Source organism: bacterium (assembly GCA_035703895.1).
Lineage (GTDB): Bacteria > Sysuimicrobiota > Sysuimicrobiia > Sysuimicrobiales > Segetimicrobiaceae > Segetimicrobium.
On sequence record DASSXJ010000079.1, the window covers coordinates 1 to 21,066 of the forward strand.

A 21,066-nucleotide genomic window follows, 5' to 3' on the forward strand; every position below is an offset into this window, starting at 1 on the left:
GCCGAGGAGCGCTCCCGCCTCGCGCACCCACCACCGAGGGCGGCCATCGACCGGTGCCGACACCGCGGCCCACGCAATCGCGAGTCCCGCCGCAAGAACGCAGAGCTTCACCAAGAGCGTTCGTCCGTACGCGGTTGCGGCGAGGTCGCGGAGGCCCGTCAGGTGCTGCAGCGCCATCACCGTCCCGGTGATGATCAGCACCGTCACCAACACCAAGGCGATCCGAGTGGTTCGCGCGACGATCGCCCCCCGGCGCGATGCGATGCCCGGCATCCGGTAGATGCTCAACAGTCCCAGCAGCCCTCCCAGCCATAGACCCATCGCCGCTTCGTGCACCATGTTGATGCTCAGGCCGGCCCATGCGGGACGGGTCCCGACGGCGTGGGCCGCCTCACCGTCGATCAGAGCCACCACGGCGCCCAGGGGCAGGACCGCCCAGGCCATCTGCATCTCACCGATGTGCGTGTTCCGCACCGCGCCGACGAGCACCCAGAGAAGGACCGCCGCGCCCAGCCGCTGCGCGAGCACGCGGCCGAAACTCGAGTCCAAAGCACCCCCCGCCAGCTCGAGGTCGAATGGGCCGTCGCCCGCCGCGCCCAAACTGGTGGTCTGCGCAACCAGCGCGAGAGGCTCTGCGATCAGCAGTGTGAGGACCCCCGCCCCAACGAGCCGCCAGAGCCGTCGCTCGGATGAGACATCGTCCGCAAGTGACAACGGCACGAGCACCAATTGGCGGAACCCGATCACGCCAAAGCTCATCGCGTATCCGGCGAAGTGGAGCGCTCGGGCGAGCGTCTGAAGCGCAAGCCCCACCGTGGGTCGTGCAGGACTGCCGGCTCCCGCCGCCATTCCGGCGGGGGGCCCGCTCGAATGTCCGACGCTGAAGGCGAACGTCCCCTGCGCCGGATGCGTGTCCGAGGCGACAACTCGCCAGATGACGCGATATGTGCCCGGCTCCGCCGCATTGACCTTGACCGATACCTCAGTACCGGAGATCTGCGCCGGTCCGACCTCGACACGCCTCCCGCCCGGCCCAAACACGCGCACGCCCCGCCCGATGAGGTCCACACGCTCGTTGAAGTACAGACGGACGAACCGCGGCGGCTGGCGCAGCACCATCCCGGTGGCGCAGGGGAGGTCCGCCTGGGGCAGCTGCGGGAGACGGGAGAACGAAAGAATCGCGCATGGATCGGAGGGATCGGAGCGAACGAGAGTGGCGTGGGCCAGCGCCCCCGGAGGCCCAACTGCCAGCCAGCCCACCGCCGCGATCGCGGCGACAACGAGCCGTCGGATCGCGCGCGACTCGATTAGATCGACGCCCCCGCCTCGGCCGCACGGTGACGCACGAGATCACCCCGAGACGCCTGGCCGATCCGGATCACCAGGCCGGCCGCGAGCAAGCAGAGCAGCCCCGAGGTCATGAACGCGACCTGATAACCGCCGAGCCACGTGCGCACGGCCCCCGCCCCGAATGCCGCGGTCGCGGCTCCGAGCTGGTGCGCGGCGGCGATCCAGCCGAACATGAGGCCCACGTTGCGCTTGCCGAAGATGTCGGCGGTCAGGCGGACGGTCGGCGGAACGGTGGCGACCCAGTCGAGGCCGTAGAAGACGGCGAAGGCGGCCAGCGCGAGGAACTGCGTCCCCAGCGCATACGGAAGGAAGAGCAACGACAGGCCCCGGAGCCCGTAGTACCAGCACAGCAGGTACCGGCTGTCCCACCGGTCGGACAGCCACCCCGAGACGGTCGTGCCGATCAGGTCGAACACACCCATCGCCGCGAGCAGGCTCGCCGCCGCCACCTCCGGGATCCCGTGCTCCATCGACGCGGGAATCAGGTGGGTGCCGATGAGGCCGTTCGTGCTGGCGCCGCAGATGTAGAAACTGCCGGCGAGCAGCCAGAAGTCTCTCGACTTGAATCCTCTCCCGAGCGCGGACAGCGCCGCCGTCACCGGATTGCCTGTCGTCAGCCCCCGCGGCGTCTCGGGCCCCTCGGGCGGCGCGCCGTCCGGACGGAGCCCGATGTCGCTGGGGTCGTTTCGCATAAAGAACGCGACGATCGGGATCATCAGGAGCGCGACGCCTGAAACAATCAGCACCGCGTTCCGCCACCCATGGTTGACGACCACCGAGGCGAGCATCGGTAGGAAGATGAGCTGCCCGGTGGCCGTGCTGGCCGTCAGCAGTCCCATCACGAGCCCGCGCCGCTCCACGAACCAGCGGTTGGCGATATACGCACCCAGCACCAACGCCGTGGCGCCCGTCCCAAGCCCGACAATGATTCCCCAGAGGAGCACAAGCTGCCACGAGGCGTGCATCACCGTCGTCAACCCAACGCCAACGGCCACCAGCCCGAGCGAGCCGGTCATCACGCGCCGGACCCCGAACCGGTCCATCAGGGCCGCGGCAAACGGCCCGAACAGCCCGTACAGGAGGATGTTGATGGAGATCGCCAGCGACACGGTCGCCCGGGTCCAGCCGAATTCCTTTTCCAGAGGGATGATCAGGACCCCCGGCGTCGAGCGAATCCCTGCCGCCGAGAGCAAGACAAGAAAGGTGACGGCGGCGATGATCCAGCCGTAGTAGAACCGCCCCCGCGCAAGACGCACAGCGATGCGTCCATACGTGGCGGTAGAACGACTGCTGTGGCGCGCCTATTCCGGCGCGAGCGTCGGCGGCCTCACAGCGGCGGGTAGTGCTGTGCCCACGGCTGGATCGCCTCAAACCCCGCCGCGGCCCGCAGGACCACGGCGTCATCGTGCCACCGGCCGACGATCTGCAGGCCGACGGGGAGGCCTTCGGCGGTGAACCCGCACGGCACGTTCGCGGCCGGTTGTCCGGTCAAGTTAAATGGATACATGAAGGGGACGCGATCCAAGAAGGGCATCGGCCGGCCTTCGGCATCGTTGGGCCCGTCGTTCGCCCCGGCATCGACGGACCAGGCCGCGACCGGCATCTGAGGGGTCAGCAGCAGATCGTAGGCTTCGAAGAACTCACGCACCGCGTTGTAAAAGACGCTTCGGAACGCGAGGGCTTTCCCGTACTCGACCGCGCTCAGCCGACCCGCGTTCAGGATCATCTGCATGAGGGACGGCTCGACCCATTCGGGCCGCTCGATGGCCCGGTCGCCGTATCGGGCGGCCATGCTCACCTGCCAAATGATCTTGTGCACTTCCCTAGGATCGGGCCACCGGATCGCCGGCGCCTCGACCGCGCAGCCGAGCTCGGAAAACCGCCGCGCCGCCCGCTCGGCGATCCCTCCCACCTCAGGATCGACCGCCTCCGCCGCGTAGCCCAGATCCCTGCTCCAGGCGACCTTGAGTCCTTTGAGGTCGCCGGCGCAGGCCTTCACGTAGTCCTCGGGCGGGGCATCGATGGACAGCGGGTCGCGCGGATCAGGACCGGCGAGGACCGTGAGCATCAGCGCGGCATCGCGGACGGCGCGCGTCATCGGACCATTGTGGGACCGCGCGGACCAGTAGTCGGGGTTGGGATGAAAGGGCACCCGGCCGAACGAGGGCTTGAGCCCAAACACTCCGCAGAGCGCCGAAGGAATGCGAATCGATCCCGCGCCATCCGACCCGTGTGCCACCGGCCCCAACCCCGAGGCGACCGCCGCGCCGGCGCCGCCTGAGGATCCGCCCGAGGTCCGATCGAGCTTCCAGGGATTCCGGCACGGCGGTCCGATCAGGTTGTCGCACATGTCCCGGTGGCCGAAGTGCGGCGTGTTGGTCTTCCCGAGGAGGATTCCGCCCGAGGCCTTCATCCGGGCAGCGACGGCACCGTCCTCTGCCGGGATATTGTGCTCGAAGAACTTCGAGCCGAACGTCGTCCGGATGCCCGCCGTTGGCTCCAGGTCCTTGATGGAGTAGGGGATGCCATCCAGGAGGCCGGTGGACTCACCCTCGAGCGCACGCGCCTCCGCCGCTCGGGCGTCCGCCCGCGCCCGGTCCGCCGTGACCGTCACGAACGCGTGGAGTGTCGGGTTCAGCCGGCCGATCCGGTTCAGCACAGCCTCGGTGATCTCGACCGGGGAGACCTTCCGCCCGCGAATGAGCCGCCTCAGCTCGATCGCGGGCGTAAAGCACAACTCCGTGTCGTCCATACCTACCTCCCTGCGATGTCTTCTGCTTTGCGCTTCTTCCTTAATATATGAGGCTATAAGAGCCGGTCCTCCGCGGACCGTGAGAGGGCCCGGCCGCGCCGCGGGGACGCTCGAGGGCGGTCTTCGCGCGGGGGCTCTCCCGGATAGGTGACGCGGGTTCCGTCGACCCGCGCCCAAGCGGTGAGCACGTGAGCCTGCGACTTCCCGGCCTCCATGATGTGCAGGACCGTATCCCCCCGAGCCGTCAGGGCATCCGCGACGAGCGAGCGATGGCACCGCCACGGGACGGCTTCGGCGCACATGAAGGCCACCGGCCCCGCATCCTCGGCCAGAGCCCGGAGTGCTCGGAGCCCCTCCGCAAACTCGGGAGTCTCCATGTAATCCGCGAATCCCCGGAAGCCGGCATTACGCCAGGCCGTGTTGCGCGAGTCGGGACGCGGCTTCCGGAGGCCCCCCAAGGCCCCGAGATGCGTGTACCGGATACCCCGTCCCGGGAGGCGCCGGGTCAGCGCCTCCCGGTTAAACTGCGGCGTGTGGCGCGATCGCGGGATCGTTCGGATATCGACCAGCAAGCGGATCCCAAAGGTCCGCAGCGCGTCCACCAACTCGTCGAGGGTCCGGGTGGAATGCCCGATCGTGTGCAGTCGCATCGCCTGCGGAGGGATTTACCGGCCGTGGCCGGAATGTCCTTTCGATGAACGCCCTCATGCCATCTGCCGCCGGCCGCCCGTGAAGCTTCCTCCCCTTCGCAAGCGCATCGCCGCCGGCCTGGCCGACGCATCCGCGGACCAGGCGCGCCGAGAAGTCTTCACAGGACTGCGGCCGCGCCTCGAGGGGGCGCGGTCGAGGTATCCCGATCTGCAAGAGCGCGTCCGGCATATCAAGATGGACGCGCTGGACCACCTCGACGAGCTCGTCCTGATCGCGACAGAGCAGCTGGAGCGCAACGGCTGCACCGTCGCCGTGGCTTCGACCGCAGCGGACGCGCGCAAGTACATCCTCAAGGTGGTGGGGGGCGGCACGGTCGTCAAATCCAAGAGCAACGCCGCCAAGGAGATCGGCATCGTCGAAGCGCTCGAGGCCCGGCGCGTCAAGGTTGTCGAGACCGACCTCGGCGACCGCATCAATCAGCTCAACGGGACCTACGGCGGACACATCATCGCGCCGGCCATCCAGGTCACGAAACAGCGCGTGCGCGAGCTCTTCAGCGAGCTGGCGGGCGAGATGCTTCCCGATGATCCGGAGGAGATCGTCAAGGTCGCCCGGGAGGACCTGCGCTCCGCGTTTGCGACCGCCGGGTACGGCCTGTCGGGCGGCAACGCGCTGGCCGCCGACACCGGCACCCTGTGCGTCGTGGAGAACGAAGGCAACATCCGGATGCTCTCCTCCCTCCCGGATGTCTACATCGCGGTCGTCCCCATCACCAAGATCGTCCGGACGGTGGAGGACGCGCTCCTGGTCATCCAGGGGGCCAGCGTCTTCGGGGTCGCCCAGCGGATCGGGACCTACGCGTCATGCATCTCCGGGCCTGCCCCGGCCGACGGCGTTGGGCCCAGGGAGGTGCACGTCGTCCTCGTCGACAACGGCCGGCGCCGCGCCATCGCGCAGGGGTTCGGCGAGGCGTTCGCCTGCATCAATTGCGGGAGCTGCCTCGACCACTGCCCTGTGTACGCGGTGATCGGGGACAAATATGGCGTGTCGACCCACATCGGCGGCATCGGCCTGCTGCAGGCGAGTTTCACGTCCGGGCTCGGGCTCACGGCTGGGCAGGGACTCTCGCTGTGCCTCAACTGCCGAGCGTGTGTCGACCCCTGCCCGGTTCGGATCGACACGCCGGGAATGCACGCCCGGCTCCGTGAGCAGCTTCCCGTCTCCCGGCGGTTGCCGGCGATGGCCCGGGCGGTGCTCGGCCTCACCGGACGCGTGCCGTTGATGCGGGCCGCCGGACGGGCGGTGTATGCGGCAGAGCGACTCGGGGTGCGGCGGATGGTCGAGCGCCTTCTACCCCGCCGCCTGCGGGAGACGGCGCCGCTCCTGCCGCCGATGCCTACCCCGCGAGAGATGGCGCCGCCGCCCGAAGTGATCGAACCGATCGGCCCTCACAAGCACACGGTCGCGTTCTTCACCGGGTGCGTGATGAGTACGTGGCTGGCCCCGATCAACTGGGCGACCCTCCGGGTGCTGGCGCGGTCCGGTTGCCGGATCCGGATGCCGCGCAGCCAGGGCTGTTGCGGCGCGCTCCATCACCACATGGGCGAGGGACGGCAGGCTCGGGCGCTCGCGCAGAAGGTCATCGACGCGTTCGACGGGCTGGACGACTGTGAGGCGATCCTGACGAACTCCGCCGGGTGCGGGGCCGCGATGAAAGAATATCCCGACCTGCTCCGTGACGACTCGGTGTACGCGGAACGGGCGCGCGCATTTGCAGCGCGCGTGCGCGACGTGAGCGAGTTCCTCGCCGCCCGCGGCGTGGCGCCGGCCGTCACGCGCGTGCGGGCGCGCGCGGTGTACTTCGATCCCTGTCACCTCGGCATCGCGCAGGGCGTCACCAAGGAGCCGCGGTGGCTGCTCCGCCGGATTCCAGGGCTGGAGATCGTCGAGGCCAAACGCCGTGAGGCGTGCTGCGGCAGCGCCGGCATCTACAGCCTCGTGCACCCCGAGGTCAGCGGCCGCCTCGCCGACCTCATCACGCAGGACCTCTGCGAGACGAACCCCGACCTGATCGTCACGAGCAACCCCGGGTGTCTGCTGCAGGTGCGATGGGGATTGGCCCGCGCGGGCGCCGGCAACCGGATCGGGGTCGTCCACATGATGGAGCTGCTCGACCGGGCCACGGGCACGACCGCATGAGTGTCCCGGGAACCCCGTCCGCGGCCGGGGCGACCGAAGAGATACTGGCGTCGCTCCGCCGCCTTCGGAACCGCGCTCGGGTGCGTGCGCGCGCCGGCCTGCTCGATGAAGCCGTCGAGACGATGAACGGCGTGGGCTTCGATGTGGTCAGGCTGGCCGCGCGCGACGACGTCGCGAAGCGCGTCCTCGAAATCATTCCCACAGGCGCGACCGCCGTGTACCATCCGTGCGTCGTCGGCCGGGCCGTCGGCGTGGCGGACGTCCTTCGCGCGGAGGGCCGCACCGTGGTCACCCTCCCGGGCGACGGGGAGCCCGGCCGGCAGAATGGGTCCTGGCGCGATTCCCTTCTCGCCGCGCAGTTCGGGATCACGGGCGCGAACGCGCTTGTCGCGGACACAGGGAGCCTCATGCTGGCGGAAGAGCTGGGGTTCGGAAGAGCCGCGAGCAATGTCCCGCCGGTCCATATCGCCTTGGTGACGGCCGACAGCGTGGTGGAGAGCCTGCTCGATGCCGTCCTGATCGCGCGCGGATACGCGGCGATGCACCTCAACCGTCCGGTGCCCCGCTACGTCTCTCTGGTCTCCGGCCCGAGCAAGACGGCCGACATCGGGTTCACGCTCGTCCACGGCATGCACGGTCCGCGCACGGTCCACGTAGTGATCTGGGAACATCCGAAGAGCGCGGGGATCAACGACGACGCGCTGCGCGCCTGGGTGCTTGCGTAGCGACCGCGATCCGGGTTACCGCGAATACCAGTCCACGGTTGCCTGGTCCGTGCCGGCCTCGGGGGGAAGGAGCATCCATCCTGCGACGATCGCGAAGACTGTCATGAGGAGGCCGAGCACAAGGCGCTTGCCGAGGAAAGCGCACACCCCCCGCCGGCACACTCGTCGGTTCTCCACGGCCATTCTCCTCGCTGCAACGCTCTGAGGCGTCCTTACGGGGCAGGCCCTCCGGACCCCCTCCATCGATGGAATGAATATGCGGACATTTGTGAATATTTCAACGTCCTCGGTCGATCGAGGCCCGCGCCGAACTATGTTATACTGAATCCGCCGTGCAGCTCGCCGATCTCCGCCTCCGCATCGACGACCGAAACGCCCTTGTGCATGCGCTGCAGGACGTCGCGGGACCCGACCGCGTGTTTACCCACCCCGCCGACCTCATCGCCTACGAATACGACGGCTGCAACTTCATGGCGGCCCTCCCGGACCTCGTCGTCTCCCCGGTCTCCACGGACGAGGTGGTGGGGATCGTCAAGGTCGCGCGGCGCCATCACGTGCCGCTGATCGCGCGCGGCTCCGGAACCGGGCTCTCTGGAGGAGCGATCACGCCGATCGGTGGGATCATCGTCTCCATGGCCAAGATGAAACGCATCCTGCACGTGGACCTCGACAACCGGACCGCCATCGTCGAGCCCGGCGTGATCAACCTGGACGTCACGAACGCCGTCCAGGCGGGCGGATATTTCTACGCCCCCGACCCCAGCAGCCAGTCGGCGTGCAGCATCGGGGGGAACGTCGCCAACAACAGCGGCGGCGTCCACACCCTCGCGTTCGGAGTGACGACGAACCACGTGCTCGGCCTCGAGATGGTCCTGGCGGATGGGTCCATCGTGCAGCTCGGCGGACGGGGCGCGGACGCCCCGGGGCTCGACCTCGTCGGCGTCACCGTCGGATCGGAGGGCACCCTCGGCATCGTCACCAAGGTCACGATCCGGCTGATGCGGCGCCGCGAGGGCGTGCTGACGATGCTTGGCATCTTTCCGACGATCGAGCAGGCGAGCCAATCGGTCGCGGACATCATCGCCTCCGGCATCGGCCCCACCTCCCTCGAGATGATCGACCGGCTCACCGTAGAGGCCGTGGAACCGGCCATCCACGCGGGGCTGCCGCTCGACGCCGGCGCCGTGCTGCTCATCGAAGTGGAGGGGGTCCGGGAGATCCTGGCGCCCTCCGCCGGGACCATCGAGGCGTTGTGCCGGCGGAACAGCGCGCGCGACGTTCGGACCGCCCGATCGGAAGAGGAGCGCCATCTCTACTGGGCGGCCCGGAAGGGCGCGTTCGGCGCGATGGGCCGGCTGGCCCCCAACTATTACCTGCACGACGCGGTCGTGCCGCGCAGCCAGCTCCCCGCGATTATGCACCAGGTGATGGAGATCGCCAGGCGGAACGGCATCCGGGTCGCCAACGTCTTCCACGCCGGCGACGGGAACCTCCACCCGCTCATCCCCTACGACGCTGAAGCCCCGGGGGAGACCGCCCGGGTGATGAAGGCCAGCGAGGAGATCCTCGCCGCCTGCGTCGCGGTGGGGGGGAGCATCAGCGGGGAGCACGGGATCGGATTCGAGAAGAACAACTACATGTCGTGGATCTTCGGCGATGCCGATCTGGAGGCCCAGCGAAGGTTGAAACGGTCGTATGATCCGGATGAGCTGATGAACCCCTTCAAGGTCTTCCCCACGCCCGTCTCCTGCGGAGAACTCATGGTCCGCCGGCCGCCGCGGTTGGGCGCGACGGGACTGTGGATCTGACCGGAGACTGAGGAGAGGAGCCCCCTCGATGGCACCCCAGGCTGCCTCCCCGGAGGCGCCCGCAGCACAGCCGATTCCGCGCCTCGCGATCCCGGAGCTGGACAAGTGCATCCAGTGCGGATTTTGTCTGCAGCACTGCCCCACCTACCGGATCCTGTCGGTCGAGACCGAGTCCCCGCGCGGCCGGATTCACCTGATCGAAGCGGCCGCGCAGGGCCGGATCCCGATCGACGCCCGGTTCGAAGAGCACATGTACGTGTGCCTCGGATGCCGCGCGTGCGAGACCGCCTGTCCCTCCGGCGTCAAGTTTGGCACGATCATCGAAGCCGCCCGGGCGGAGATCGGCCCCACCGGGTCGCCGCTGGCGCGGCGCCTCACGCTCCTGGCCCTCCGGCACCTGATGCCCTTTCCCGGCCGCCTCCGTCTCGCCGCCGCGCTGCTGCGATTTTACCAGCGAAGCGGACTCCGGTCCGCCGCGCATGCGCTTCATCTCGTGCCGCGGCGGCTGGCCGAGATGGAGACCCTGCTCCCTCGTATCCCCGATCATTTCTTCGCTCCTGCGCAGGAGGTCTTTCCCGCCATGGGCCCGCAGCGGGCGCGGGTCGGATTGCTCAGCGGCTGCGTGATGAGCGTGATGTTCGCCGACCTCAACGAGGCGACGATCCGGGTGCTCCAGCGGAACGGGTGCGAGGTCGTCGTGCCTCGGGCTCAGACGTGCTGCGGCGCCCTGAACCTGCACAGCGGCGAGCGGGACCAGGCCCGCGCGATGGCCCGGCGGAACATCGACACATTTCTCGCCGCGGGGGTCGATGCGATCGTCATCAACGCCGCCGGGTGCGGAAGCGCGAGCAAAGAATACGAGGTGCTCTTCCGCGACGACCCGAGCTACAGCGCCAGGGCGGCGCAATTCAGTCACCTCTGTCGTGACGTCTCCGAGTTCCTGGCGGAGCTCGGTCTGGTCGGAGGGCTCGGCGAAGTGCGGGCGCGCGTGACCTATCAGGATCCCTGCCACTTGGCGCACGGCCAGGGGATCCGCCGCCAACCTCGAGAGTTGCTCCGTCGCATCCCCGGGGTGGACCTCGTCGAAATGTCGGGGTCCGACCGCTGCTGCGGCAGCGCGGGGATCTACAATCTCACGCAGCCCGAGTACTCGCGCGTCATTCTCGACGAGAAGGTGGCCGCCATTCAGGCGACGGGCGCCGATGTCGTCGTCGCGCCGAACCCCGGATGCATGTTGCAGATCGCCGGCGGCGTGCGTGCCCGAGGGATGCGGGTGCACGTCCACCATCTCATCGATCTGATCGACCGCGCGTATAGGGCGGCCGACACGGCATGACCGATGCCCTCGCCGATCGGGCGCGGGAGATCGTCGGTGCCGCGAACATCGTCACCGATCCGGCGGCCCTGGCGCCGCTTGCCGTGGACGGCGTCCACCCCCGCGCGGCGGCCCGTCCGGGATCGAGCGAGGAGACCGCCGCGCTGCTCACCGCCGCCGCCGAGCGAGGCGCCGGCGTCCTCCCTCGCGGCGCCGGCGTACACCAGCACCTCGGCGGCGTGCCGGCGCGCGCCGACCTCGTGGTCGACACCACACGCCTCGCGGGCATCACTGACTACGAACCGGCTGATTACGTGGTCGCGGCGCAGGCCGGCACGCGCCTGCGCGATCTCCAGGCCGCGCTCGGGACCCACAGCCAGTGGCTGCCCATCGATCCGCCGGGGGCCGGGGCGGCCACGATCGGTGGGGTCATCGCGGCCAACCGGAATGGGCCGCGCCGCCTCCTCTACGGCTCGATTCGCGACATGCTGATCGGCATCCGGGTCGCGCTGCCCACCGGCGAGGTGATCAAGGCCGGCGGCAAGGTGGTAAAGAACGTTGCCGGCTACGATCTGACGAAGTTGTTCATCGGATCGCTGGGGTCCGTCGGCGTCATCGTCGAAGCCACATTCAAGATCTCGCCGGCCCCCGGCGAAGGCCAGACGATCCTCGTGGGCGTGCCCGACCGCGCGGCCGCCCACGCGCTGACCACGGCCGTGATGCAGTCGTACCTCCTCCCCGCTTCCCTCGTGGCCGCGAACCCGCACGCGCTCAGGCGCATCGCGGCCGCAACCGGCACCTCGGACGCCGGCGGATGGGGCGTGCTGGTGCTCGCCGAGGGGCTCGCGGAAAGCCGGAAGCGGCACGTCGACGAGATGCGTACGCTCGCCGGTCCGCAGGGCCACTTCGAAGTCCTCGACGGTCCGGCGCACGCCGGGCTGTGGCAGGCCGTCGCCGAGTTTCCATCCCCGGACATGCATCCGGGCGACGTGATCTGCCGTGCCGGTGGCCCGATCGCGCGATGGACCGACCTGGCCCGCGCGGCGGAGGACACGCGGACGTCAGGCGGCCCGGTCGAGATCGTCGCGCACGCGGGAGTGGGGCTTCTGTACACCGCCTGCGCGGCGGAGGACGGGCCCGCCGTCATCACCGCGGTCGGCGCGGCGGCGTCCGCCGCCGGAGGCTACGCCGTGGTCGAAGCGGCGCCGCCGGCCCTCAAACCGCGGCTGCCGCTGTGGGGCGAGGCTCCCGGGGGGCTCGACCTCATGCGCCGGCTGCGCGAGCAGTACGATCCGCGGGGGATCATGGTCCCGGGACGGTTAGGGTGGGGGTTGTCATGACGCGGCGCGCGCTCATCACGGCCGCGGCCATGCTCGGGATGTTCCTCGCGGCCATGGATCAGACCGCGGTCGGGACGGCGATGCCGACGATCGTCGGGGCCCTCGGCGGCCTTGCGCTCTACTCTTGGGTCTTCGCGGCCTATCAACTGGCGTTCGTCGCGACGACACCGATCTTCGGGCGGCTGGCGGACCTCTACGGGCGGAAGCGCATCTATCTCACGGGCATCTTGTGGTTCATCGGCGCGTCGATGCTCTGCGGGCTGTCCCGCTCGATGGACCAACTCGTGCTGTTCCGGCTGCTCCAAGGGATCGGCGGTGGAGCGGTGCTGCCGATCGCCCTCACGATCATCGCCGACCTCTATCCGGTGGAGCAGCGTCTCCGAATCCAGGGGACTTTCAGCAGCGTCTGGGGGCTCGCGGCGATCGTCGGCCCCCTGCTCGGCGGATTTTTCGCCGACCATGTCACGTGGCGCTGGATCTTCTTCGTCAACGTGCCGGCAGGGTTGATCGCCACCGTCATCATCATGGTGGCCTTTCGCGATCAGACCGCCATGCGCGAAGGCCGGATCGACTATGCGGGGATCAGCCTGCTCACGAGCGCGGCGGTCACACTCTTGCTGCTTCTCCTCTGGGGCGGGCAGGCGTTCCCCTGGCGGTCCCTCCCGGTGGCCGGACTTGCCGGGCTGTGCACCATGCTCGTCGTGCTCTTCATCCAGGTGGAAACGAGAACCCCGCATCCGTTTCTTCCGTTCAGCCTCTTCAGGGACCGGGTCGTGACCGTGGGGGTCGTGGGCGGCTTTCTGCTCGGCGCCAGCATGTTCAGCGCGGTGGTGTATATCCCCCTCTTCGTGCAGGGCGTGATCAACACGAGCGCCACCGCGGCCGGCGCGGTCCTCACCCCGTTCATGGTGTTCTGGACGTTCTCGAGCATCGGCGCGGGCCGGCTGGCCTTGAGGCTGGGGTACCGTCCGGTCATCGTCAGCGGGATGCTCATCCTGGTGGCCGGATTTTTCTTCCTCACCCGTTTGACGGCCCAGTCGTCCATCCAGCAGGTCGTCGCGAACATGGTCCTGCTGGGATCGGGGATGGGGCTGACCGCGTCGATCTTGATGATCGCGATGCAGAACGCGGTGCCGCGGGCGCAGCGCGGCCTCGCCACGTCCATCAACATCTTCTCGCGGAACATCGGCAGCGCGATCGGCATCAGCCTGCAGGGCGCGGTGCTGATCGGCGTGCTCACGGCCCGGATGCGGGCCCTCGGCGGCGCGGCCGGGCCGGGCATCTCGAGGTTCGCGGACCCGCAGGCCGCGCTGGACGCGAGCGTCCAGGCGCACCTGACGGCCGCGGGGCACGAGGCGTTCCGCCAGGCGCTCGCCCAGGCCGTCCACAGCATCTTCATGCTCGGCCTCGTCCTGATCGCGCTGGGATTCATCGTCGTGCTGCTCTACATGCCTGCCGGCAGCGTGATGGAGCTCGCCCCGGCCCAAGCCACCGGAGGCGCGGACGCCGACTGACCCATCCCCATGCATCCCATCGTCCTCTCGCTCGCCATCCACAACCATCAGCCCATCGGCAACTTCGATCACATCTTCGCGCAGGCGACCGACAAGGCGTACGCGCCACTCCTCGCCGGGCTGGAGCGGCACCCGCGGATCCGCTTGGCCCTCCACTATTCGGGGCCTCTGCTCGATTGGCTGAGGCCGCACCGGCCCGATTTCCTCGCCCGCATCCGGGCGTTGGCCGCGCGCGGGCAGGTGGAGCTGATGACCGGCGGCTATTATGAACCGATCCTCGCCATCATCCCCGATGCGGACAAGCGCGGTCAGATCGAGAAGCTGACCCGGACGATCGCGGAGGAGTTTGGGTATGAGGCCCAGGGCCTCTGGCTTGCGGAGCGCGTGTGGGAACCGCATCTGGCGCGGCCGCTCAGCGAGGCGGGCGTGCGCTATACGATCGTCGACGACGCGCACTTCGAGGCCGTGGGACTCAATGAGGGCCAGCTCCTCGGCTACTACATGACCGAGGAGGAAGGGGCTCCGCTCGCGATCTTCCCCAGCCTGAAGCGACTGCGCTACCTGATCCCCTGGGTCTCCGTCGAAGAGGTGATCGCGTACCTCCGGACGCTCGCCGAGACGTCGGTCGAGACGGGCGACCGCGAGACCGCGCTCGACCTCGCCCTCATGGGAGACGACGGTGAGAAGTTCGGCATGTGGCCGGGCACCTACGAACACTGCTGGGAGCGCGGCTGGATGGATCGATTCTTCGAGGCCCTCGAGTCCACCCCGTGGATCGAGGTCACCCCGCCGGGCGAGTACCGGCGGACGCGCGACGCGGCGGGGCGCATCTATCTGCCGACGTCGACGTATGCGGAGATGGCGGAGTGGGCGCTCCCCGCCGAGCGGGCAGGACGCCTGAGGCGCGTCCACGACCTCGCCGCCGCGCAGTGGGAGCACATCGTGCCGTTCGTCCGAGGAGGCTACTGGCGGCATTTCCTCGTCCGCTACGCGGAGGCCAACACGATGCACCAGTTGGCGCTGCGGGCGGGAAAGAAGGTCGACGCGATGCCGGGCGGTGTCGCGCAGGCGCAGGCCCGCGACGCGCTGTGGGCGGGCGAGTGCAATTGTCCGTACTGGCACGGCGTCTTCGGCGGCGTGTACCTGCCGCACGTCCGCGGCGCTGTGTTCGCACGACTGATCGCCGCGGAGGCGATGGCCGAAGCCGCCCACCACTCGGGGCCGTACGCGGTCGCGGAAGCCCGTGATCTGGACGGCGACGGGCGGACGGACGTACGCCTCGCCACCGACATCCTCGTCCTCACCGTGGACCCGGCCAGGGGGGGATGCGTCGTCGAGTGGGATTACCGGCCGGTTCCCCGCCACCTCGGGAACGTGCTCACCCGCCGGCCCGAAGCGTACCACGTCGACCTGCGCCGCGCGGCGGAGGCCGGCACGGCCGGAGGCGCGAACGCTCAGATGGAATCGATCCATACGACGGCCGTGCGCACGAAAGAGACCGGACTCGAGCGCTTTTTGATCTACGACCGGGATCGGCGGGCCAGCCTGCGCGTCCATCTGTTCCCAACCGGGACGACGCTCGAGCAGGTGTGGCGCGACGAGCAGGACGACCTCGGAGGATTCGCCGGCCGAGCGTACGGCTGGGAATTGGCCGAGGCGCCTGGAACGGCGGCGCTGACCCTCACCCGCGAATCGGCGCTCTATGGCGGGACCGTGACGGTGGAGCGCCGGCTCGAACTCGCGGCCGGCGACCATGGATTGGACCATACCATCCGGCTCCACTGGAACGGCCCGGAACCGCTCCACGCGCTCGTCGCCGAGGAATGGGGCCTCGGCCTGTTCGGCGGCCCCGGGCAGGTGTGGGCCGACGCTGCGGAACGCCGCCTCCCGCTCGACGAGGTCGGGGAGCTCCCGGCGGCCGGCCGGCTGATCATCACGGAAGGCCACTCGGGGCTGGTCCTCACATTCGCGCCTTCCAGGCCGGCGGCGGCGTGGAGCTTCCCGCTGGTCACCGTCTCCAACTCGGAGGGGGGGTACGAGCGAACCGACCAGGGGACCGTTCTCCTGCTGCGCTGGCCCGTGGACCTTGCACCCGGCCAACTCTGGGAGCAGACGACGCGGTCCGAGATCACCGGCTCATGGGTAAAATCTTCGTGAACGGCGCGCCTGGGGAGGAGGATCGCCCTGCCGGATCACGGGAACGATAGCGGGATGGAGTTCGACGGACGGCGCCGGGTCGTCGTCACGGGTGTTGCACCCGAGATCGACGGCGGGCGGTTCGCGGTCAAGCGGACGACCGGTGAGCAGGTCGTCGTGGAGGCGGACGTGTTTGTGGATGGGCATGATGCCCTGGCGTGCGTCCTCCTCCATCGATCTCAGGACGGCGAGTGGACCGAGACGCCCATGGCGCCGCTCGGCAACGATCGGTGGCGAGGAGCGTTCACCGTCACTAAGGTCGGCCGCTACGAGTTTACGGTGCAGGGCTGGGTCGACAGGTTCATGTCCTGGGTTCGGGACCTGCCCAAACGTATCGAGGCCGGGCAGGAGGTCCGAGTCGAACTCCTTATCGGGGCCGCGCTGGTCGAAGACGCGCAGGGGCGCGCCGCCGGGGGCGACGCCGAGCGCCTCGGGGGGTACGCGGACGCCCTGCGAGAAGGCGCGCGCGAGGAGCAGGGGTCCCCGGTGCCGGCCGGACTCGGCGCGCTCATGCAGAAGTACGCCGACCGCCGGTTCAGTACGACCTACGAGAGGACGCTCGCCGTCGTCGTCGACCAGGAGCGGGCGCGGTTCAGCGCGTGGTACGAGATGTTCCCGCGCTCGTGCGCCCCGACCTCGGGCCGTCACGGCACGCTCGCGGACTGCATCCGGCGTCTGCCGTACGTCGCTGAGATGGGGTTCGATGTGCTCTACCTCCCGCCGATCCATCCCATCGGGCACACCCACCGCAAGGGCAAGAACAACGCCACGACCGCCGGCCCCACCGATCCGGGCAGCCCGTGGGCGATCGGTTCGGAAGCCGGGGGGCACAAGGCCGTGCATCCCGAGCTCGGCACGCTCAACGACTTCCACCGTCTCGTCGAACGCGCCTCGCAGTACGGGATCGAAGTGGCGCTGGATTTGGCCTACCAGTGCTCGGCGGATCACCCCTACGTGCGGGAACACCCGGAGTGGTTTCGGCATCGGCCCGATGGGACCGTGCAGTACGCCGAGAACCCGCCCAAGAAGTACGAGGACATCTACCCGTTCGACTTCGACACGCACGAGTGGCGCGAACTCTGGGCGGAGCTCAAGAGCATCGTCGACTTTTGGATCGCCCAGGGCGTGCGCATCTTCCGCGTGGACAACCCGCACACCAAGCCGTTTGCCTTCTGGGAATGGCTGATCGGGGAGGTCAAGCGCGACCATCCCGAGGTGCTCTTTCTCGCAGAGGCGTTCACGCGTCCGAAGGTGATGTACCGCCTCAGCCGGCTCGGGTTTACGCAATCGTATACCTACTTCGCCTGGCGCAACACGCGCGCGGAGCTGACCGAGTACTTCACCGAGCTTACGCAGACGGACGTGCGTGAGCACTACCGGCCGCACCTCTGGACCAACACCCCCGACATCCTCACGGAGTTCCTTCAGCTGGGTGGGCGGCCGGCGTTCATCACGCGCCTCGTGCTCGCCGCGACGTTGGGAGCGGGATACGGCGTCTACGGACCGTCCTTCGAACTGTGCGAACGCGTCCCCCGGGAGCCCGGGAGCGAAGAGTACCTGGACTCCGAAAAATATGAGATCAAGCGCTGGGAGCTTGACCGGCCCGACAGCCTCCGGGAGATCATCGCGCGGGTCAATCAGATCCGGCGGGACAACCCAGCCCTGTGGGGCGACCGCAGCCTCCGATTCCACGACGTCGACAACGACCAGCTGATCTGCTACAGCAAACGGACCGACGACCTCGCCAGCTGTGTGCTGGTGGTCGTGAACCTCGACCCGCACCACCCCCAGGCCGGATGGACGGCCCTCGACCTGGCGACGCTGGGGCTCGACGCGGAGCAACCCTATCAGGTGCACGACCTCCTCACCGACGCGCGCTTTATCTGGCACGGCGCGCGGAACTACGTGGAGCTCGATCCCCAGAGGATCCCCGCGCACATCTTCCGCGTGCGGCGGCGGGTCCGAACGGAGCAGCAATTCGAGTACTACGCGTGAGAGGCTGAGGTAGCCCCGATGGCCCGACGCAAGGACGCCGCCCTCGAGCATGAGCCGCTGTGGTACAAAGACGCGATCATCTACGAGGTGCACGTCCGCGCCTTCTCCGACAGCGACGGGGACGGGGTCGGGGACTTCCGCGGGCTGACCGACAAGCTCGACTACCTGCAGAACCTGGGGGTCACCGCGCTCTGGCTCCTGCCTTTCTATCCGTCCCCCCTGCGCGACGATGGCTACGACATCGCCGATTACACGGGGATCCACGCCCACTACGGCGACATGCGCGCCTTCCAGATCTTCCTGCGGGAAGCGCACCGCCGCGGGCTGCGGGTGATCACCGAACTGGTGCTCAACCACACGTCCGACCAGCATCCCTGGTTCCAACGAGCGCGCCGGGCCGCCCCCGGCAGCCGGTGGCGGGACTTCTACGTCTGGAGCGACACCCCGGACCGTTATCGGGACGCCCGGATCATCTTCAAGGACTTCGAGCCATCGAACTGGACGCTCGATCCTATGGCGAAGGCCTACTTCTGGCACCGCTTCTACGCGCACCAACCGGATCTGAACTACGATAGCCCGGCCGTGCAGCGGACGATGCTCCAGGTCATGGATTTCTGGTTCCGCGAGGGCGTGGATGGGCTCCGCCTGGACGCCGTGCCGTACCTGTACGAACGCGAGGGCACGTCGTGCGAAAACCTCCCTGAGACTCACGCCTTCCTCAAGACGCTCCGGCGCCACATCGACAGCCAATACCCCGACCGGATGCTCCTGGCGGAAGCCAACCAATGGCCCGAGGACGCGATCGCGTACTTCGGCGAGGGGGACGAGTGTAATATGGCGTTTCACTTCCCCCTCATGCCGCGCCTGTTCATGGCGATCCGGATGGAGGACCGCTTCCCGATCCTCGAGATCCTCCAGCAGACCCCGCCGATCCCGGAGATCTGCCAGTGGGCGATGTTTCTGCGCAACCACGACGAACTGACCCTCGAGATGGTGACGGACGAAGACCGCGACTACATGTACCGCGTCTACGCCCACGACCCGAACGCGCGGATCAACCTGGGCATTCGCCGGCGGCTGGCCCCGCTGTTGGGCAACCACCGCCGGCGGATCGAGCTGATGAACGGCCTGCTCTTCTCCGCGCCGGGGACCCCCATCGTCTATTACGGCGATGAGATCGGGATGGGCGACAACATCTACCTCGGCGACCGCAACGGCGTTCGCACACCGATGCAGTGGAGCTCCGACCGAAACGCCGGCTTCTCCCGGGCGAACCCCCAGCAGCTCTACCTCCCGGTGATCATCGACCCCGAGTACCACTACGAAACGGTCAACGTGGAGGCACAGCTCAACAACACCCACTCCCTGCTCTGGTGGATGCAGCGGTTGATCGCCCTGCGCAAACGGTACAAGGCGTTCGGCCGGGGGACGCTCGAGTTTCTCCAGCCGGACAACCGCCGGGTGCTTGTGTTTCTCCGCCGCTACCAGGACGAACTGATTCTCGTGGTGGCCAACCTCTCGCGTTTCGTGCAGTACGTCGAGCTCAACCTTGCCGCGTTTCGCGGCATGGTCCCGGTCGAGCTCTTCGGCCGGACCCCGTTCCCTCCGGTGGGAGACCTCCCGTACTTCATTACCTTGGGACCGCACGGGTTCTTCATGTTTTCGCTGGAGCCGCAACGCGCGACCGTGCTGGCGGCGGCCCGCTCGGACGGCGAGGCCGCCCTGCCCATCCTCCGGACGTCAGGCGGTTGGGAGGCCCTGTTCCAGGGAAAGGCCAAGGCCGCGCTCGAGGAGGTCCTGCCGGCCTATCTGCGGGCGCGGCGGTGGTTCGGGGGAAAGGCGCGTCCGATCAAGACGGTAGCGATCCGTGAGGTCGTGCCCATGCCGTTTGCGGCGCAGACCGCCTACATCCTGATGGTGGAGGTCCAGTACCTCGAAGGGGACGCCCAGGGCTATGTCCTACCGCTCACCTTCGCGTTGGGGGATCAGGGCGAGCGCGTGCGGTCGGACATGCCATACGCCGCCGTCGCCTCGATACAGAGAGACGGTCTCCCCGAGCCGGGCCTCCTCTACGATGCCAGTGTGGACCGCGGGTTCTCCGTGGCGCTCCTCGAGGCGATCGCCCGGCGCCGGCGTCTGCGGGGGGCGGTCGGTGAGCTCGTCTTCAACCCCACTGCGGCAATGCGGCGGCGCCTCACGGAAGCCGTCGAGGACGGCACGGCGGAGCCGACGCTCGTGAAAGCGGAGCAGAGCAACACGTCCGTGGTCTACGGCGACCGCTTCATCTTGAAGCTGTTCCGCCGCCTCGAGCTCGGCGTCAACCCCGACCTCGAGATCGGCCGGTTCCTGACCGACCGGGCGTCCTTCCCCCATGTCCCTCCTGTGGCCGGCGCCATCGAATATCGGGCGAACCATCAGGAACCGATCACGCTCGCGATCGTACAGGGGTTCGTCCCCAACGAGGGCGATGCGTGGAGGTACACGCTCGACGCGCTCCGCCATTACTTCGACCGCGCGGTAACGCAGCCCGGCGTCGAGCTGACGCTGCCGCCGGAGCCGCTCATGGAAATCGCCGCGGGGGAGATCCCCGCGCAGGCGACCGAGACCATCCGAACGTATCTCGATACGGCCCGCCTGCTGGGGCAGCGCACGGCCGAGCTCCACAGGGCGCTCGCGTCCGATTCGAACGACCCGCAGTTCGCCCCCGAGCCGTTCACGCCGCTCTACCAGCGGTCCCTCTACCAGTCCATGCGCAGCCTCACGCGGCAGACCCTGCAGGCGCTGGGCCGCCGGATGAAAGATCTCCCCGACTCCGTGCAGCCGGTGGCCCAGCAGGTCCTCGACGCCGAGGGCCAGATCATCGGACGCTACCGCGCGCTCCTCGACCGGAAGATCGGTGCGATGCGCATCCGCACGCACGGCGACTACCATCTGGGGCAGGTCCTGTACACAGGAAAGGACATTGTGATCATCGACTTCGAGGGGGAACCCGCGCGGTCGCTCACCGAACGCCGCCTCAAGCGGCCGTCGCTGCGCGACGTCGCGGGCATGCTCCGGTCATTCCACTACGCGACGTACGCCGCGATCTTCGACCTGGCGGAACGGGGTGGGATCTCCGAACACCCTGATGCGCTCCCGCATCTGGAGACGCACGCGCGGTTCTGGTACAGTTGGGTCTCCGCGGCGTTCTTGAAGGCCTATCTTGCCCTGGCCGGCGACGC

General features: G+C 68.6%; 14 protein-coding genes. 9 read left to right on the forward strand and 5 right to left on the reverse strand.

Annotated features, from left to right (window positions below):
- The 4 genes from VFP86_05490 to VFP86_05505 all read right to left on the reverse strand — a co-directional run.
- The coding region (locus VFP86_05490; protein ID HET8999080.1) for a copper resistance protein CopC at positions 1–1,260 on the reverse strand (1,260 nt) is incomplete at its 3' end.
- Between the two features lie 47 nt (positions 1,261–1,307).
- On the reverse strand, positions 1,308–2,606 hold the full coding sequence (locus tag VFP86_05495; protein HET8999081.1) for an MFS transporter: 1,299 nt from the start codon (positions 2,604–2,606) through the stop codon (positions 1,308–1,310).
- Positions 2,607–2,677: 71 nt separating this feature from the next.
- Positions 2,678–4,102, reverse strand: a complete 1,425-nt coding sequence (locus tag VFP86_05500) for an amidase family protein (GenBank protein ID HET8999082.1) — start codon at positions 4,100–4,102, stop codon at positions 2,678–2,680.
- 53 nt (positions 4,103–4,155) lie between these two features.
- The gene (locus VFP86_05505; protein ID HET8999083.1) at positions 4,156–4,752 is read right to left on the reverse strand and encodes a DUF488 domain-containing protein; all 597 of its coding nucleotides are present in this window, start codon (positions 4,750–4,752) and stop codon (positions 4,156–4,158) included.
- A 79-nt stretch (positions 4,753–4,831) separates the two neighbouring features.
- Here VFP86_05505 and VFP86_05510 point away from each other — a divergent pair, with 79 nt between their 5' ends.
- Together VFP86_05510 and VFP86_05515 are read left to right on the forward strand one after the other, a co-directional pair.
- Complete coding sequence (locus VFP86_05510) at positions 4,832–6,952, forward strand: LUD domain-containing protein (protein HET8999084.1); 2,121 nt, start codon at positions 4,832–4,834, stop codon at positions 6,950–6,952.
- Entirely contained in the window at positions 6,949–7,677 is a 729-nt protein-coding gene (locus VFP86_05515; protein HET8999085.1) for a lactate utilization protein, read from the forward strand. The genes VFP86_05510 and VFP86_05515 overlap by 4 nt, the downstream gene beginning before the upstream one ends.
- A 15-nt stretch (positions 7,678–7,692) precedes the next feature.
- Here VFP86_05515 and VFP86_05520 read toward each other — a convergent pair whose 3' ends face one another.
- Positions 7,693–7,854 carry a hypothetical protein gene (locus VFP86_05520; protein ID HET8999086.1) on the reverse strand — a complete coding sequence of 54 codons (162 nt, stop codon included), beginning with the start codon at positions 7,852–7,854 and terminating at the stop codon, positions 7,693–7,695.
- Positions 7,855–8,009: 155 nt separating this feature from the next.
- Here VFP86_05520 and VFP86_05525 point away from each other — a divergent pair, with 155 nt between their 5' ends.
- The 7 genes from VFP86_05525 to treS all read left to right on the forward strand — a co-directional run.
- Positions 8,010–9,485: an FAD-linked oxidase C-terminal domain-containing protein gene (locus VFP86_05525; GenBank protein HET8999087.1), complete on the forward strand. Its 1,476-nt coding sequence runs from the start codon at positions 8,010–8,012 to the stop codon at positions 9,483–9,485.
- Positions 9,486–9,513: 28 nt separating this feature from the next.
- Complete coding sequence (locus tag VFP86_05530; protein ID HET8999088.1) at positions 9,514–10,821, forward strand: (Fe-S)-binding protein; 1,308 nt, start codon at positions 9,514–9,516, stop codon at positions 10,819–10,821.
- Positions 10,818–12,140 (forward strand): FAD-binding oxidoreductase, encoded by a 1,323-nt coding sequence (locus VFP86_05535; protein HET8999089.1) that lies wholly within the window; start codon positions 10,818–10,820, stop codon positions 12,138–12,140. Before VFP86_05530 ends, VFP86_05535 begins: the two co-directional genes overlap by 4 nt.
- The gene (locus VFP86_05540; GenBank protein ID HET8999090.1) at positions 12,137–13,654 is read left to right on the forward strand and encodes an MDR family MFS transporter; all 1,518 of its coding nucleotides are present in this window, start codon (positions 12,137–12,139) and stop codon (positions 13,652–13,654) included. Before VFP86_05535 ends, VFP86_05540 begins: the two co-directional genes overlap by 4 nt.
- A 9-nt stretch (positions 13,655–13,663) precedes the next feature.
- Positions 13,664–15,811 (forward strand): alpha-amylase/4-alpha-glucanotransferase domain-containing protein, encoded by a 2,148-nt coding sequence (locus VFP86_05545; protein ID HET8999091.1) that lies wholly within the window; start codon positions 13,664–13,666, stop codon positions 15,809–15,811.
- A 54-nt stretch (positions 15,812–15,865) separates the two neighbouring features.
- Entirely contained in the window at positions 15,866–17,845 is a 1,980-nt protein-coding gene (locus tag VFP86_05550; GenBank protein ID HET8999092.1) for an alpha-1,4-glucan--maltose-1-phosphate maltosyltransferase, read from the forward strand.
- Between the two features lie 18 nt (positions 17,846–17,863).
- Positions 17,864–21,066: maltose alpha-D-glucosyltransferase (treS, locus tag VFP86_05555; protein HET8999093.1), on the forward strand; the 3,203-nt coding region annotated here is incomplete at its 3' end.

Excerpts from the sequence above, each read along its gene's own strand:
- VFP86_05500 (HET8999082.1), bottom strand. The coding sequence starts at position 4,102 with ATGGACGACACGGAGTTGTGCTTTACGCCCGCGATCGAGCTGAGGCGG.
- VFP86_05505 (HET8999083.1), bottom strand. The coding sequence starts at position 4,752 with ATGCGACTGCACACGATCGGGCATTCCACCCGGACCCTCGACGAGTTG.
- VFP86_05515 (HET8999085.1), top strand. The coding sequence starts at position 6,949 with ATGAGTGTCCCGGGAACCCCGTCCGCGGCCGGGGCGACCGAAGAGATA.
- VFP86_05530 (HET8999088.1), top strand. The coding sequence starts at position 9,514 with ATGGCACCCCAGGCTGCCTCCCCGGAGGCGCCCGCAGCACAGCCGATT.
- VFP86_05535 (HET8999089.1), top strand. The coding sequence starts at position 10,818 with ATGACCGATGCCCTCGCCGATCGGGCGCGGGAGATCGTCGGTGCCGCG.
- VFP86_05540 (HET8999090.1), top strand. The coding sequence starts at position 12,137 with ATGACGCGGCGCGCGCTCATCACGGCCGCGGCCATGCTCGGGATGTTC.
- VFP86_05545 (HET8999091.1), top strand. The coding sequence starts at position 13,664 with ATGCATCCCATCGTCCTCTCGCTCGCCATCCACAACCATCAGCCCATC.
- VFP86_05550 (HET8999092.1), top strand. The coding sequence starts at position 15,866 with ATGGAGTTCGACGGACGGCGCCGGGTCGTCGTCACGGGTGTTGCACCC.